15 protein-coding genes are annotated in these 14762 nt (G+C 72.0%); 4 read left to right on the top strand and 11 right to left on the bottom strand.

Translation table 11 applies throughout. From position 1 onward, the window contains the following. Positions 1–15: 15 nt before the first annotated feature. Positions 16–1173, bottom strand: a complete 1158-nt coding sequence (locus ACFYZL_RS18960; RefSeq protein ID WP_388680145.1) for a ferrochelatase — start codon at positions 1171–1173, stop codon at positions 16–18. A gap of 170 nt (positions 1174–1343) precedes the next feature. Between ACFYZL_RS18960 and ACFYZL_RS18955 the strand changes: the two genes are divergently transcribed. After that, positions 1344–2597 (top strand): MFS transporter, encoded by a 1254-nt coding sequence (locus ACFYZL_RS18955; protein ID WP_384758161.1) that lies wholly within the window; start codon positions 1344–1346, stop codon positions 2595–2597. Continuing rightward, complete coding sequence (locus ACFYZL_RS18950; protein WP_384758159.1) at positions 2551–3876, top strand: D-arabinono-1,4-lactone oxidase; 1326 nt, start codon at positions 2551–2553, stop codon at positions 3874–3876. Before ACFYZL_RS18955 ends, ACFYZL_RS18950 begins: the two co-directional genes overlap by 47 nt. A gap of 31 nt (positions 3877–3907) precedes the next feature. Here the strand turns inward: ACFYZL_RS18950 and ACFYZL_RS18945 are convergent, their stop codons facing one another. Further along, positions 3908–4705, bottom strand: a complete 798-nt coding sequence (locus ACFYZL_RS18945; protein ID WP_388680142.1) for a hypothetical protein — start codon at positions 4703–4705, stop codon at positions 3908–3910. A 527-nt stretch (positions 4706–5232) separates the two neighbouring features. On the opposite strand from ACFYZL_RS18945, the gene sepH reads away from it, so the two are divergent. Next, positions 5233–6285 carry a septation protein SepH gene (sepH, locus tag ACFYZL_RS18940; protein ID WP_388680140.1) on the top strand — a complete coding sequence of 351 codons (1053 nt, stop codon included), beginning with the start codon at positions 5233–5235 and terminating at the stop codon, positions 6283–6285. 96 nt (positions 6286–6381) lie between these two features. Here sepH and ACFYZL_RS18935 read toward each other — a convergent pair whose 3' ends face one another. Continuing rightward, the gene (locus tag ACFYZL_RS18935; RefSeq protein WP_384746225.1) at positions 6382–7227 is read right to left on the bottom strand and encodes a sulfurtransferase; all 846 of its coding nucleotides are present in this window, start codon (positions 7225–7227) and stop codon (positions 6382–6384) included. Positions 7228–7409: 182 nt separating this feature from the next. Here ACFYZL_RS18935 and ACFYZL_RS18930 point away from each other — a divergent pair, with 182 nt between their 5' ends. After that, positions 7410–8201, top strand: coding sequence for a VOC family protein (locus ACFYZL_RS18930; RefSeq protein ID WP_384746224.1), 792 nt, complete (start codon positions 7410–7412; stop codon positions 8199–8201). Between the two features lie 50 nt (positions 8202–8251). Here the strand turns inward: ACFYZL_RS18930 and ACFYZL_RS18925 are convergent, their stop codons facing one another. From ACFYZL_RS18925 to ACFYZL_RS18890, 8 genes are all read right to left on the bottom strand, one after another. Continuing rightward, complete coding sequence (locus ACFYZL_RS18925; protein WP_384746223.1) at positions 8252–8560, bottom strand: hypothetical protein; 309 nt, start codon at positions 8558–8560, stop codon at positions 8252–8254. Between the two features lie 60 nt (positions 8561–8620). Then, positions 8621–9043 carry an acyl-CoA thioesterase gene (locus ACFYZL_RS18920; RefSeq protein ID WP_388680136.1) on the bottom strand — a complete coding sequence of 141 codons (423 nt, stop codon included), beginning with the start codon at positions 9041–9043 and terminating at the stop codon, positions 8621–8623. 46 nt (positions 9044–9089) lie between these two features. Next, the gene (locus tag ACFYZL_RS18915; RefSeq protein ID WP_384746222.1) at positions 9090–10199 is read right to left on the bottom strand and encodes a radical SAM protein; all 1110 of its coding nucleotides are present in this window, start codon (positions 10197–10199) and stop codon (positions 9090–9092) included. A 50-nt stretch (positions 10200–10249) separates the two neighbouring features. Beyond that, positions 10250–10963: a Phenylacetic acid catabolic protein gene (locus tag ACFYZL_RS18910; protein ID WP_384746221.1), complete on the bottom strand. Its 714-nt coding sequence runs from the start codon at positions 10961–10963 to the stop codon at positions 10250–10252. A 114-nt stretch (positions 10964–11077) separates the two neighbouring features. Beyond that, on the bottom strand, positions 11078–11953 hold the full coding sequence (locus ACFYZL_RS18905) for a helix-turn-helix transcriptional regulator (protein ID WP_384746220.1): 876 nt from the start codon (positions 11951–11953) through the stop codon (positions 11078–11080). A 260-nt stretch (positions 11954–12213) separates the two neighbouring features. Then, on the bottom strand, positions 12214–12864 hold the full coding sequence (locus ACFYZL_RS18900) for a thymidine kinase (protein ID WP_384746219.1): 651 nt from the start codon (positions 12862–12864) through the stop codon (positions 12214–12216). 84 nt (positions 12865–12948) lie between these two features. Then, complete coding sequence (locus ACFYZL_RS18895) at positions 12949–14151, bottom strand: alkaline phosphatase family protein (RefSeq protein ID WP_384746218.1); 1203 nt, start codon at positions 14149–14151, stop codon at positions 12949–12951. Further along, positions 14151–14750: a DUF5998 family protein gene (locus tag ACFYZL_RS18890; RefSeq protein WP_362294668.1), complete on the bottom strand. Its 600-nt coding sequence runs from the start codon at positions 14748–14750 to the stop codon at positions 14151–14153. The genes ACFYZL_RS18895 and ACFYZL_RS18890 overlap by 1 nt, the downstream gene beginning before the upstream one ends. Positions 14751–14762 lie beyond the last annotated feature (12 nt).

The following is a 14762-nucleotide window of genomic DNA, read 5'->3' as shown; positions in this document are numbered from 1 at the left end:
ACCCCTCTGCGTTCCCTACGCGTACGGACTGTCCACGCCCGCGGCCGCCGGCCGGGGGCTCCGCGCCGGGCAGCAGCCCACCGCGCACAGGTCGTGACTGGCCCCCAGCAGTCCGAGCGCGCACCGCTCGACGCCTTCGCCCCGCTCGGCCGCGGCCCGCTCCAGCACGAGCTCGCGCACCGCCGCGGCGAACCGCGGGTCGGCGCCGACCGTCGCCGAGCGGGCGATCGGCAGGCCGAGCTCCGCGGCCTTCGCCGTCGCCTCGGTGTCGAGGTCGTACAGGACCTCCATGTGGTCCGAGACGAAGCCGATCGGCACCATGACGACCGCCGGGGTGCCCGCCCCGTGCAGGGCCTCCAGGTGGTCGCAGATGTCCGGCTCCAGCCACGGGATGTGGGGGGCGCCGCTGCGCGACTGGTAGACGAGGTCCCAGGGCAGTTCGGTGCCCGTCTCGGCCCGTACCGCGTCCGCGATCACCTTGGCCACGTCCAGGTGCTGCTTGACGTAGGCCCCGCCCTCGCCGCCTTCCGTGTGCTCCTCGACCGGGCCGGAGGCGTCGGCCGCCGCGGTGGGGATGGAATGCGTGGTGAAGACCAGGCGGGCGCCGGCCCGGACCTCCTGCGGCAGGGACTCCAGCGAGGCGAGTACCCCGTCGATCATGGGCTGCACGAAGCCGGGGTGGTTGAAGTAGTGCCGCAGCTTGTCGACCTTCGGCAGCTCGGTCACGCCCTCCTCGGCGAGCGCGGCGAGCGCGTCGGCGAGGTTCTCGCGGTACTGCCGGCAGCCCGAGTACGAGGCGTACGCGCTGGTCGCGAGGACCGCGATCCGGCGGCGCCCGTCGGCGGCCATCTCCCGCATCACGTCGGTCAGGTACGGGGCCCAGTTGCGGTTGCCCCAGTAGACCGGGAGGTCCAGCCCGTGCTCGGCGAAGTCCTTGCGCAGGGCGTCCAGCAGCTCGCGGTTCTGGCCGTTGATGGGGCTGACGCCACCGAAGCCGAAGTAGTGCTGCCCGACCTCCTTGAGGCGCTCGCGCGGGATGCCCCGGCCGCGCGTGACGTTCTCCAGGAACGGCACGACGTCATCGGGTCCCTCGGGGCCGCCGAAGGACAGCAGCAGGAGGGCGTCGTACGGGGCGGCGGACCCGCCGGCGGGCGGGAGGAGCTGGTCTGACATGCCCCGAATCCTGCCACCCGGCGTCCTCGCGCGGGAACCTGCCCGGCCCCGACGCGCCCCGCGGAACAGGTAAGGTAAGCCTAAGTTCCATGATCCGGAACTTCCACGTGCAGGCGTCCGGTCGGCGGTCGTAAGCTGTACGAGCCGATGACGTCCCTTACGGAGGGCCCTTGCCCAGTCCCTACCGCGCCATCTTCGCGGCTCCCGGAACCAAGGCGTTCAGTGCCGCCGGCCTGATCGGCCGACTGCCGATCTCCATGGTCGGCGTCGGCATCCTGACGATGATCTCCGAGATCACCGGCCGCTACGCCATGGCCAGCGCCCTCACCGGCACCCTGGCGCTCTCCGCCGCCGTCATCGGCCCGCAGGTCTCCCGCCTGGTGGACCAGTACGGGCAGCGCCGCGTCCTGCGGCCCGCCACCCTGATATCCGTGGCGGCGGTCGCCGGACTGCTGTTGGCCGCCGCGAACGGGCTGCCGGACTGGACCCTCTTCGTCCTCACCGCCATCGCCGGCTGCGTGCCGAGCGTGGGCTCGATGGTCCGCGCCCGCTGGACCGTGCTCTACGCGGACTCCCCCCGCGAGCTGCACACCGCGTACTCCTTCGAGTCCGTGGTGGACGAGATCTGCTTCATCTTCGGCCCGATCATCGCCATCGGCCTGTCCACCACCTGGTTCCCCGAGGCCGGCCCGCTCATCGCCGCGGTCTGCCTGATGGTCGGCGTCTGGCTGCTCACCGCGCAGCGCTCCACCGAGCCGAAGCCGCACCCGCGCGAGACCAGCGGCAAGCACACCTCGGCCCTGCGCTCCCCCGGCCTGCAGGTGCTCACGGCGACCTTCGTGGCGACCGGCGCGATCTTCGGCTCCATCGACGTGTCCACCCTGGCCTTCGCCGAGGAGCAGGGCCACAAGTCCGCCGCCAGCCTCATCCTGGCCATCTGGGCGTTCGGGTCCTGTATCGCCGGAATCGTCTTCGGCCTGCTGCATCTCAAAGGCCGGATGGAGCGTCGCTGGGTGCTGGGCATATGTGCGATGGCCGTGAGTATGATCCCCCTCCTACTGGCCGGGAACTTGCCGTTTCTGGCCGTGGCGCTCTTCGTCTCGGGCCTCGCCATCGCTCCCACGATGATCACCACGATGGCCCTGATAGAGGCGCACGTCCCACGCGCGAAGCTGACCGAGGGCATGACCTGGATCAGCACCGGCCTCGCGGTCGGCGTCGCCGTCGGCTCGTCGGTGACCGGTCTGGTCATCGACGCCGCCGGGGCTCGCAGCGGGTACGTCGTCTCCATCTCGGCGGGGGTGGCCGCGGCGGCGGTGGCGTTCGCGGGATACCGCCGGCTGACGAGGCCGGCGCAAGGGGAGGAGCGCGTCAGCGATGGCGACGGCGACAGCAGGGAAGAGCGCGCAGACCGCGTGGCGTAACTGGGCGGGGAACGTCACCGCCACGCCCGCCCGCACCGTCACCCCGGCTTCGGTCGGGGAGCTTCAGGAGGCGGTCCGCCGGGCCGCCCAGGAGGGCATGCGGGTGAAGGCGGTCGGCACCGGCCACTCCTTCACCGCGGCCGCCGCGACCGACGGCCTGCTCGTACGGCCGCAGGCGCTGGCCGGGATCCGGGAGATCGACCGGGCCGCGGGCACGGTGACGGTGGAGGCGGGCACGGTCCTCAAGGACCTGAACGCGGCCCTCGCCCAGGAGGGCCTCTCGCTCACCAACATGGGCGACATCATGGAACAGACCGTCTCCGGCGCCACCAGCACGGGAACGCACGGCACCGGCCGCGACTCGGCGTCCATAGCCGCCCAGATCCGCGGTCTGGAGCTGGTCACGGCGGACGGCGAACTGCTCGTCTGCTCCGAGAAGGACCACCCGGACGTCTTCGCGGCGGCCCGGGTCGGCATCGGGGCGCTCGGCATCGTCACCGCGATCACCTTCGCCGTCGAGCCGCTCTTCTTCCTGACCGCCCGCGAGGAGCCCATGGGCTTCGACCGGGTGACGGCGGAGTTCGACCAGCACTTCGCGGAGAACGAGCACTTCGAGTTCTACTGGTTCCCGCACACCGGCAACTGCAACACCAAGCGGAACAACCGCAGCCAGGGCCCCGCCGCCCCGCCCGGACCGGTCAGCGCCTGGATCGAGGACGAGCTGCTGTCCAACGGCCTCTTCCAGGCGGTCAACTCGCTGGGCCGCGCGGTCCCCGCCACGATCCCCTCCATCGCCCGCGTCGCCAGCCGCGCCCTCTCCGCGCGCACCTACACGGACATCCCGTACAAGGTGTTCACCAGCCCGCGCCGGGTGCGGTTCGTGGAGATGGAGTACGCCCTCCCGCGCGAGCGGCTCGTCGAGGCCCTGCGGGAGCTGCGGGCCATGGTGGACCGTTCGCGCCTGCGGATCAGCTTCCCGGTGGAGGTGCGGACGGCCCCGGCGGACGACATCACGCTGTCGACGGCCTCCGGGCGCGAGTCGGCGTACGTCGCGGTGCACATGTACAAGGGCACCCCGTACCAGGCCTACTTCACGGCGGCCGAGCGCATCTTCACCGCGCACGGCGGGCGTCCGCACTGGGGCAAGGTGCACACGCGCGACGCGGAGTACTTCGCGGAGGCCTATCCGCGGTTCGGCGAGTTCACCGCGCTGCGCGACCGCCTCGACCCGGACCGGGTGTTCGGCAACGACTACCTGCGGCGGGTGCTGGGCGACTGACCGCGGGCGTCCGGGTCGGCCACCCTCCGGTTCAGGGGGTGGCGCCCTGGACCCCCCGACCCGTCTGCGGCGACGGCTCCGTGACCGGCGAACGGCTCGGGGCCGGTGTGGTGGCGGGGGCGGACGGGGTCGGCGTGGGGGTGGGCGTCGGGTGCCCCGACTCCGAGCGGCTCGGGGCCGGGCTCGGGCCGCGCCCGTCGCCGTCCGACCCGCCGGAGGGGTTCGGGGAGGAGCCGGCGCCCGGGACCTGCCCGTCCTTCGGGCCCTTGTCCCGCCCGTCCTCCCCGCTCCGCTTCCCGCCATCGGTGCCCGACTCGCCGCCCGGGTCCCGCCGTTCCTGGCCCGCCGTGCGCGTACCGCCCGAGAAGATGGTCCCGCCGCCGCTGCTGACGGAGGTTCCGGCGACGGCCTCGTACGTTCCGAGGACCCCGAGCGAGATGGCGAAGGCGGCGCCGGCCGCGACCGCCGTGCGCTTCCAACCCCGTACCCGGGTGCCGTGCACGGTGGCCTCGCCGAACTCCCCGTCGGGGACGGGCGCGGGTGCCCGGCGGGACTTGGGGCGGGTGCTCCCGCGCAGCCGGTCGCCGGTATGCCGGAAGAGGTGCTGGATGACCGGTCCTCCGGCGGTCGCGACCACGCTCACCACGCCCGCGCCCAGGATCGTTCCGTAGACGCCCAACTTGGAGGCCAACAGCGCGGCCGCGACGGTGGCGAGGGAACTGCCGGCGACCTGGGTCGCGCTCAGGTCGAGTTTCTTCCTCTCCGACTCCTCCGGTCCCGTCGACCGCCGTATGTCCGGTTCGGCGCCGTGCGCCGCTTTCTGACCCATCGCCATCCCCTGCGCGTCGTGCCCCTCGCGTGTCCAATCCCTCAGCAGTTACCGACAGCTGAACGAAACGGAAAGTTCCGTTTCTGTGGATTCTGTGAAGCAAGACACCCCGAATCGGACACGTGCGCAGGTGGGACCCGACAGAGGGCAGGCCAACTCCCGCCGTCCGGGAGAAGTTCGGCGGCGCGGCGGTCCACCCAGGTGGCCCGAATGGAGTACTGTGGCGATCCCTGGGACTGTCCTTCCTTACGGATGTCCGGACTCGGGTGAGGGGGCCGATTGATGGAAAACGGCACTCGAAGACCGGCGATACCGCGATATCGCACGGGCTCCTGCTGCGCACAGTAACCACTTGGTCACTGTGCGTGCCCAACAGGTAACCGTGCCATAACGGCGATCAAGGGCGCATGCCCGACACGCCGGTTTAACTCGGCAAGGTTGTGGCAGGCTGCACCCGGGCAGGCCACACTCGACTAGCGGAAGCAGCGACGCACGTGACGTCGGCAGGCACCACCCGGGAGGTCCCCATGCCCGAACTGCGTGTCGTGGCCGTCTCCAATGACGGCACACGACTGGTGCTCAAGGCTGCGGACAGCACGGAGTACACGCTTCCGATCGACGAGCGGCTTCGGGCTGCCGTACGCAACGATCGAGCACGCCTGAACCAGATCGAGATCGAGGTCGAGAGCCACCTCCGCCCCCGCGACATCCAGGCCCGCATACGGGCCGGTGCCTCCGCTGAGGAGGTCGCTCAACTCGCCGGCATCCCCGTCGACCGCGTACGCCGCTTCGAGGGACCGGTGCTCGCGGAGCGCGCGTTCATGGCCGAGCGCGCCCGCAAGACCCCCGTGCGCCGTCCCGGCGAGAACACCGGGCCGCAGCTCGGCGAGGCCGTGCAGGAACGCCTCACCCTGCGCGGGGCCGAGAAGGAATCCGTCCAGTGGGACTCGTGGCGCCGCGACGACGGCACCTGGGAGGTCCTCCTCGTCTACCGGGTCGTGGGCGAACCGCACTCGGCGAGCTGGACCTACGATCCGCCCCGCCGGCTGGTGGTGGCCGTGGACGACGAGGCCCGCTCCCTCATCGGGGAGGCGGAGGACCTGCCGGCGGCGCCGGAGCCGAGCTTCCCGTTCGTGCCGAGGATCGCGCGGCTGCCGCGCGACCGGCCGCTGGACCGCACCCTCGACCGGCCGCTGGACCGGGCTCTCGACCGGCAACTGGAGCGGGCCGAGGCCAGGGCGGCCGCCCCTCAGCCGGAGCCGGAGGAGGAGCGGGACACCCTGACGAGCCTGCTGGAGGCCGTCCCGAGCTTCCGCGGCGACCTGGTGGTACCGGACCGCACTGAGACCCCGCCCACGGAGGCGGAGGTGGAGGAGCCGCCGGCCCCGGCCGCCTCGGCGGGCGCGGGCGCCGCGTACGCGGACGTCCTGATGCCCCGTACGGTCGCGGGGCACCGCGACCGGCTGACCGGAACCACCGACCGCCAGGCCGAGGCCGACGGGGTCCGTCCGGGCCGCCGCGCGGCGGTGCCCAGCTGGGACGAGATCGTCTTCGGGACACGGCGCAAGAAGCAGGAATAGCTCGATCCGCTCGGTGCGACCCTCGCATCGCGACGGCCGGGCCGCCGCCGGTACTCCCGGTGGCGGCCCGGCCGTCGCACCGCGCGGTTGCCGCTCCTACTGCGGGTCCGGGCCGGTGGCCACGGGGCGGTCCGGGTCGGAGGACCATTGCGACCAGCTGCCCGCGTACAGGTCGGACTCGATGCCGGCCACGGCCAGCGCCAGGACCTCGTGGGCCCCGGACACGCCCGAGCCGCAGTACACGCCGACCTCCGTGCCCTCCACGGCGCCGAGCGCCTCGAATCGGGCACGCAGCTCGTCCGCCGGACGGAAACGGCCGTCACCCGTCACGTTCTCCGTGGTCGGGGCCGACACCGCGCCCGGGATGTGGCCGCCGACCGGGTCGATCGGCTCGACCTCGCCGCGGTAGCGCTCCCCCGCCCGGGCGTCCAGGAGCAGCCCCGCACGCGCCCGTGCGGCCGCGCCGTCGGCGTCCAGCAGCCCCGAAGCCGCCGGAGTTGGCTTGAAATCGCCCTCCACGGAAGTCACCCGGTCGGCCGATACGGTGCCCCCGGCCGCCACCCACGCGGCCAGGCCCCCGTCCAGTACCCGCACGTCCGGGTGCCCCGTCCAGCGCAGCAGCCACCACGCGCGGGCCGCGGCCCAGCCCTGGCCGCCGTCGTACACGACCACGGGCCCGTCGGAGGTGACGCCGGCCCGCCGCATCACCGCGCCGAAGGCCTCCGTGTCGGGGAGCGGGTGGCGGCCGCCCGCGCCGGGCGGACCTGCCAGTTCGTGGTCGAGGTCGACGTACACCGCGCCCGGCAGGTGCCCGGCTTCGTAGGCGGGGCGCTGGTCGGGGCCACCCAGCTGCCAGCGGACGTCCAGCAGCACGGGCGGCCGGGAGCCGGCCAGCTCGGCCCGCAGCTCGGCGGCGGAGAGGATCGCAGAATTCGCAGTCATGCGGCCCATCTTCCTCCCCGCCCGGGCCCGGCGTAACACGCCCGTCACCGCGCGGGCGCACCGATCCGGTCATCTATGTCCCCGGGCTCCGCCATGCGGCCCGGTCGGGGCGCGCCGGGGCTCCGGGAGTGGAAGCATCAGCACCGGCGAGCGACTCGAACTCGACAGAGGAGACGGCTCACATGACCGAGCCAGCGACAGCGACCCGGTACGCGCCCGGCACCCCGTGCTGGGTGAGTCTGATGGTGCACGGTCTCGGGACGACCGAGGACTTCTACGCCGATCTGTTCGGCTGGGAGTACGAGCCCGGCCCGGAGCAACTGGGCCCGTACGTCCGGGCCGTACTGAACGGCCGGGAGGTGGCCGGTATCGGCGAGATGCCGCCGGACCGGCACCTGCCGGTGGCCTGGACCACGTACTTCGCCACCGACGACGCGGACGCGAGTGCCGAGGCGATCCGCTCGTGCGGTGGCACGGTGGCGGTGGGCCCGCTGGACGGCGGCAGCGCGGGGCGGATGGCGATCTGCTCCGACCCGCTGGGTGCGATCTTCGGGCTGTGGCAGGCCCTGAGCCACCCGGGCACCCGGTTGCCGGGATCTCCCGGCACCCCGGTGTGGAACGAACTGGTCACCCAGGACACCTCGACGGTCGGCAAGTTCTACCAGCACGTCTTCGGCCACGAGGTGGCGGCCCACGACCCGGGCGCCGACGACTTCGACTACCTGACCCTCCAGCTGGGCGGCCGCCCGGTTGCCGCCGTGCACGGGGTCGGCCGCTCGCTGCCGCACGACCGGGGTCCGCACTGGATGGCGTACTTCGAGGTGGAGGACACCGACGCGGCCGCCACCCGGGTCGCCGAGCTCGGCGGGCGCGTCGTCGAACCGCCCCGCGAGGGCATCGAGGGACGCGTGGCCACGGTCGCGGACCCGGAGGGCGCGGTGTTCACCCTCGTGCGCTCACGGGGCCGGGACTGACCTCGCCGAGCACGTCCGGCCGCCCGCGGCACCGCCCTGCCCGTGCGGGGTCAGCCGCGCCGGCCGGGCCGTGACGGACGCTGGGCGCGGGTGATCAGTACCAGGCCGAAGAGCAGTGCCACGGTCCCCGGCATCGCGAAAAGACTCGCGTACGGGGAACCCGCCACCGACAGGCCGGCCAGTTGGACGAACAGGGCTGCCGCGATCAGCAGCTGCGCCCAGCCGAACAGCCGTGGGCGGACGACGTGTGTGCGCTGCCAGGGCAACATCCAGCCCGTGGTGAGCGTGGCGGTCCCCGCCGCGGCGACGAGCAGCGCCACGACGGCGACCGGTATGCCGATGTAGAGGCCGAATCCCATGGTGGGATTCTCCCTCTTCGGTGCGCCGTTCGGGTGACGGGGTCCGGTTCGGGGCCCCGGTCAGAGTCCGAGGACCGTGGGGTCCTCGGACAGCTTGCGGAGGTAGCCGCCGGGGTCGGTGACCAGGGTGCGGCGGGCCAGGTCGAGGAGGCCGATCGTGCCGGTCACCTCGCAGGCCAGGGTGCCGTCCGCCTTCCGGATCTCCTGGCGCAGCCGGAAGGTCTTGCCCGTCCCCCACTCGAAGGTGCAGACCACGTCGACCCGGTCGCCGCCCTGGAGCTCGCGCTTGAACTTCAGGGTGCACTCCAGCTGGGCCGGTCCGACCCCGCCGGCCAGCAGCTTGTCGCCCGGGATGCCCGCGGCCAGCAGCACCTCCCACAGCGCGTGCTCGCAGTACTGGAGGTAGACCGACTGGTTGAGGTGGCCGCGGGTATCGAGCTCGTACTCGCGGACGGCGATGCGAACGCTGAACGGCTGGGGCACGTGAGTGCGTCCCTTCCTTGTTTCTCGGGGGCTTGCGGTGGTTCGGTCAGGCCGTGCGGTGCGGGCTGTACGGCGACCAGCTCCACTGGCGCCAGTAGCCCTCCGAGACGCCGAGCCAGGTGCGCAGGTCGTCGGGGCTGTCGAGGAACTCGTGCATGCTCATCAGGAGCCAACTGTGCACCGCCTGGCTGTCCCGGCAGTCCCCGCAGTGGCCGGAAGTGCAGCAGAACTGCACGGTTTCGAGATCGGCGCCCCACGCGTTGAATCCCGGCAGCACCGGGTTTCCGTTGGCGATGCGGTCCGCGTGCGCCTTGTGGTCCACGCTGATGCTCGGGCACACGTCGTACCCGAAGTCCCGGCCGTGCGAGCGGCCGGTGATGAGGGCCTCGATGTAGTACGGGTCGTTCACCACCGCCTCCGGGAACAGCTCCTTGACGCGCAGGGCCTCGTCGAGCAGCTTGCGGCCTTCGAGCGCCTTGAGCGGGTGGTCGCCGCCGTACTCGCTGTAGAAGTTGAAGCTGATCAGATTGCCGTTGTCGGCCATCTTGCGGACGGTCTCTTCGATGTGGCCGACGCCGGGCTCGGTCAGCGCGTAGATGAACGTGGCCCGAGGGTCGTCGCGGTAGTTGTCGAGGGCGGTGTCGATCAGGCCGGAGAAGCGGCGGCCGTTGGGGTGGATCGCCCGGAGCCGGTCGTCGAGCGGCCCGCCGCCGAAGACGGACACGGCGATCGCCACGTCCTCGAACCCCTCCCGGGGCAGGGCCAGGAGGCCGTTGGTCGAGATGGTCACGTAGTCCAGCAGCTCGACGAACGGTCTTATCTTGTCCGGGACGAGGGTGGGCTCCCCACCGATGAGGAGCGCCGAGGTGACCCCGTCGGCCTTCAGGCGCTCCACGAAGCCGCGCACTTTGACCAGATCGCGCTCGTCCGTGACGGCCGAGTCGAAGTCGTGGGCGAAGAACCAGCAGCCGTCGCACCGGATGTTGCAGGCACCGGTGAGGTGTACCTCCGTGTTGCGCACCTGCCGTCCGAAACTGCGTAACGCGTCGAGTCTGACGCCCAGTTCCGGTTCCTTCTCGACGATGTCGGCGACGCGTGCACGGATCTCGTCCCGCGAGCGGGGCCGCCGGGTGAGGTTGAGTGGCTGGGCTGACATGTTCGGGGTCTCCTCTGTTCAGCTGCCGGTCTTCCGCAGATCGGGCCGGGTCAGACCGGAAGGGTCAGCCCGAGTTTCTTCACCTTCGCGCCACCGCGGACCGCCCAGTCGTGCCGGGCCTCGGCGTTGGTACGGGTTCGCAGACCCCAACCCACGGCGATCTCCGCCTTCTTGGAGTCCGGACTGCCGAAGACGTCCAGCGAGTGCGGCCACAGCCGGTCGACGGCCGCCTGCACCTGCTTCTTGCCTTCGCGGTCCTTGACCAGGCCGCGGACGATGCGGGCACCGTGCGCGATGTGCACGCGCTCGTCCTGGATGACGGTGCGGAAGGAGTCGGCCCAAGGCCGGTAGCTGCTCGCGGACATCTCCTTGAGCAGCTCCATCACGGCGTCCTCGATCAGCCAGGAGACCACTCCGCGCTCGGCCCAGGTGGTGCTGTTGTGGAAGTCGGCCGTCAGGAAGAGCTTGCGCCGTTCCTCCAGCGTCTGGGTCGACATCTGTGTGGTGTCGATGCCCAGGTCCGACAGGACCGCGCTGGCCACCTTGAAGTGGTTGATCTCCTCGGCGGCACGCTCGCAGCAGACCTGCCGCTCCTCCGCGTTCGGCGCCAGCGGGTAGAAGACCCGGATGTAGTCGTCGGCACCGGACAGCTCGCCCTCGGCATGGATGAGCATCTGCCTCGTCGCCATGGACTGGTATTCCTCGGGCATTCCGAGGAACTCCTCGGGGGTGCGCACCACGATCACTTCGTCATCCGACGGCACCTTGGCCACCTTCACTCTCTCTGGCAGGGGAAGCGTCTCCAGGCGGGGCGGCTTCACCCTGTCATCGCGGGGGACGGCCCGTCTTGTAGAAATCGGCCGCCGTACGTGCCCTGCTCAGGCGGGGAGGAGGACGCTGGTGACCTGGCCGGCGATGCGGTCCACGCGGGCGGGCCCGGCGTCGGCCCGGGCCCGGTGGGCCAGGAACTCCGCCGGCGTCAGGCTGGTCATGGCCTTGAACTCGTGCTGGAAGTGCGGCTGGTCGTGGAATCCGCAGGCCGAGGCGGTGGCCGTGGTCGACGCTCCGGTGGTGAGCAGGTGCAGCGCGTGCCGTAGCCGGACCACGCGCGTGACGGCCATCGGGGACAGTCCGATCTGCTCCTGGAAGCGTCGTCGCAGCTGCCGTTCGCTCCAGCCGACCTCGGCGGCGACACGTCCGACGGGAAGGTGCCGGCGGCCGACGCACAGCAGTTCCCAGGCCCTCAGCACCTGCGGGCAGGCCACGGGCCCGGAAGCACAGGCGCGGGTCAGCACCCGGTCGAGGAGGGCGAACCGCTCGTCCCAGCCCGGAGCGGCGGCGAGCGCGTCGGCGAGGGCCCGGCCCCGAGGACCGAGGACCGCGTCCAGGTCGACCACGGATTCGGCGAGCTCGTACATGTCGACGGCGAGTAATCGGAATGCGGCCCAGGGGGTGAGGATCACCTGCACCCCGGAGGCCCGACCGTCGTGCTCCCCCAGCGCGGGGCGGGTGTGCAGCCCCGCGACCAGCGAGGTGTACGGCTCGCCCGTCCGACGTACGGGGTCCGTGACGCGCACCGGACCCTCGAATCCGATGACCAGCGTGACCATCCCCTGGGGCAGTTCCAGGCGGCGCTGCGGCCCCCTCGGCGCGATCCGGAACCCCCGGTAGCCGTGCACCCCCGGCCGTAATCGCTCGTCCGGCAAGGCCCGTGCGATCTCCCACTCATCCAACGGACAGGACAAAAGCCTCATGTCGACTCCCCCCTTCCACGGCATCCAACCGCGCGCCCTTCCCCTCCTGCCAGCGGGGAATGAGTCAGTCCGCGCGGAGCCCTCGACGGGGCACGGGAGACCGGGTCCGAGGGCATCGGGAGCCGCGGCCGGGCAAGGGTCCGCAGAGGGAGGCGGCCGGCGTCGAGGAGCGAATCGCCCGAGCCCGGCACGCCCCGGACCTGCCGGGTTCGACTCGGCGATCGGCCCTTCCGGTCCCCGGAGGCTCTCGAACCGGGGGTTCAGCCGGAGCTGACCGGCAGCACGTCGGGCGACAGCGAACCCGCCCGCGAGGTGGCGCTCGTCATGCGCTTGCGGTGGTGGCGGCGGCAGAGGACCTCGTAGCCGATCTCCTCCGCCGGGCGGTTCACGTCGCCGACGACCACCTGGGCGCCCTCGACGACCATTTCGCCGCCCACCGTACGGGCGTTGTGGGTGGCGCGGGCCCCGCACCAGCACAGGGCCTCGACCTGGAGCTGTTCGAGGCGGTCCGCCAGCTCGATCAGGCGCTGCGAGCCCGGGAAGAGCTTCGTGCGGAAGTCGGTCGTGATGCCGAAGGCGAAGACGTCCATGTCGAGCTCGTCGACGATGCGGGCCAGCTGGTCGATCTGGTCGGGGGCCAGGAACTGCGCTTCGTCCGCGATCACGTAGTCCGCCCTGCCGCCGGCCGAGAGCTCGCCCACCAGGTACGCGTACAGGTCCATGGTGTCCGTGACCTCGACCGCGTCCGTCACCAGGCCCAGGCGCGAGGACAGCTTGCCCTCGCCCGCCCGGTCCTGCCGGGTGAAGATCACGCCCTGCAGGCCGCGCGCCGAGCGGTTGTGCGTGATTTGCAGAGCCAGAGTGCTCTTTCCGCAGTCCATCGTTCCGGAGAAGAACACCAGCTCGGGCATGGGAAGTGCGGGACCTTTCGGGTCGTGGGCAGGTGGAGCGGCTCGGCAGCGGAGGGTCGGGAGCAGCGGTTCGGGAGCGGGGGTTCAGGAGCGGATTTCGAGGAGCGGGACCAGTTGCTCGGCCGCCGTCATCGAGCCGTGCATGCCGGCGAGGGCCGACTCGTTGGGCTCGTTGCGGGAGGCGGTGATCGCCACGTCGGCCTGGGCGGCCGCGATCACGTCGCCGATGCGGCCGAGAACGCGCTCGTCGCACTCCCCCGGCGCGCCGAACCAGCCCAGTTCGAGGGCCTCTTCGCGGCTCGCGACCCAGAAGCGGTCGCCGAGCACCTCGCGCCACACGGTCAGGACGTCGGCCTCGGCTCCCGGTACCGCGTACACGTGCCGGGCCCGGCCCTCGCCGCCGAGCAGGGCCACGCCGGCGCCGAGCTCCCAGTCCTCGTCGAAGTCGATGCGGGAGTCCTCGTCGAAGGGGACGTCGACCATGCCGTGGTCCGCGGTCACGTACAGCGCGGTGCGCGGCGGCAGCTGCTCGGCGAGGCGCTGGACGAGCCGGTCGACGTACATCAGCTGACCGCGCCAGGCGTCGGAGTCGACGCCGTGCCGGTGGCCGGCCCCGTCGAGCTCGCTGAAGTACGTGTACACGAGCGAGCGATCGCCCTCCGCGAGCTGGATCGCCGCGAGGTCCATCCGCTCCTCGCCGGTCATCCGGCCGTGGAAGGTTCCCCCGGACAGCGCGATCTTGGTGAGCGGAGTGGTCTGGAAGGCGGGCGAGGACACCTGCGCGGTGTGCACCCCGGCCTTGTCGGCCAGCTGGAAGACGGTCGGGTACGGCTGCCAGGGCTTCGGCGAGGTCCACGGGTGCCAGCGCAGCTGGTTCATCAGCTCGCCACTGGCCGGGTTGCGGACGGCGTAGCCGGGCAGGCCGTGGAGGGCCGGCGGCAGGCCGGTGCCGACCGAGGCGAGCGAGGTGGCGGTGGTCGCCGGGAAGCCCGCGGTGATCGGGCGGCCGGTGCCGCCGCGCGAGCTCGCGAGCAGGGAGGTGAGGTACGGCGCCTCGTCCGGGTGGGCCTTGATCTGCTCCCAGCCCATGCCGTCGACCAGGAACACGCAGTTGCGGTCGGCGGGCGTCAGCTCGGCGATGGACGCGGTGAAACCGGGCACGCCCTGACCGGCCACGAGGGTGGGCAGCAGGTCGGCCAGCGAGCCGGTGCCGTAGTGCGGGACGGGGGCGCCGGCCAGGTCCAGCAGCTCCGGTTCGTCCCAGCCCTGCGGTGCGGAGTACGCCATCAGCGGGCGGAGGGGGCGGACGTCGCCGCCGTCGCCTCGGAGAGCGCCTGCGCGAAGACGAGCGTCTGGCGCACGGCCTCGGGGCCGTCGCCGGCCTCGCTGACGCGCAGGCTCAGGTCGTCGGCGGTGGAGTTGCCGGTGTAGCCGTGGTCGGAGTCGCAGTTCGGGTCGCCGCAGGCGGCCGGCTCCAGGTCGATCCGGGAGACCGCGCCCCAGCCGATGGTCAGGACGACCTCGCGGGGCAGGGTGCCGGGGGTGTAGGACTCCGGGTTCGCGACGACCCGGCTGAGCACCACGGAGGAGATGCTGGACAGCTTGACCGACTCGGTGGAGGTGGTCGCGTACGGGGAGGGGGATCCGGCGTCGGCGGCCTGCTCGTCGGTGTGGCTGACGATGAAACGGTTGCCCGTCAGGACGAGGACGGTGACGTGCCGGCGCACCTCGTTGGAGTCGAAGGTCGTCTCCTGGTGGACCAGGTACGACGAAATCGGCTCGCCGCCCACCGCGGCCTCCACCGCCTCGGCCACGAGGGCCGGGTAGTAGCCGCTGCGCTCGATCGCCGTGCGCAGCCCCTGGGTCGTCGTACCGGATTTCGCCATGAGGTCCATCCT

The organism is Streptomyces sp. NPDC001717 (genome assembly GCF_042892775.1).
Classification (GTDB): domain Bacteria; phylum Actinomycetota; class Actinomycetes; order Streptomycetales; family Streptomycetaceae; genus Streptomyces.
This window is presented reverse-complemented; position numbering and strand designations above follow the sequence as displayed.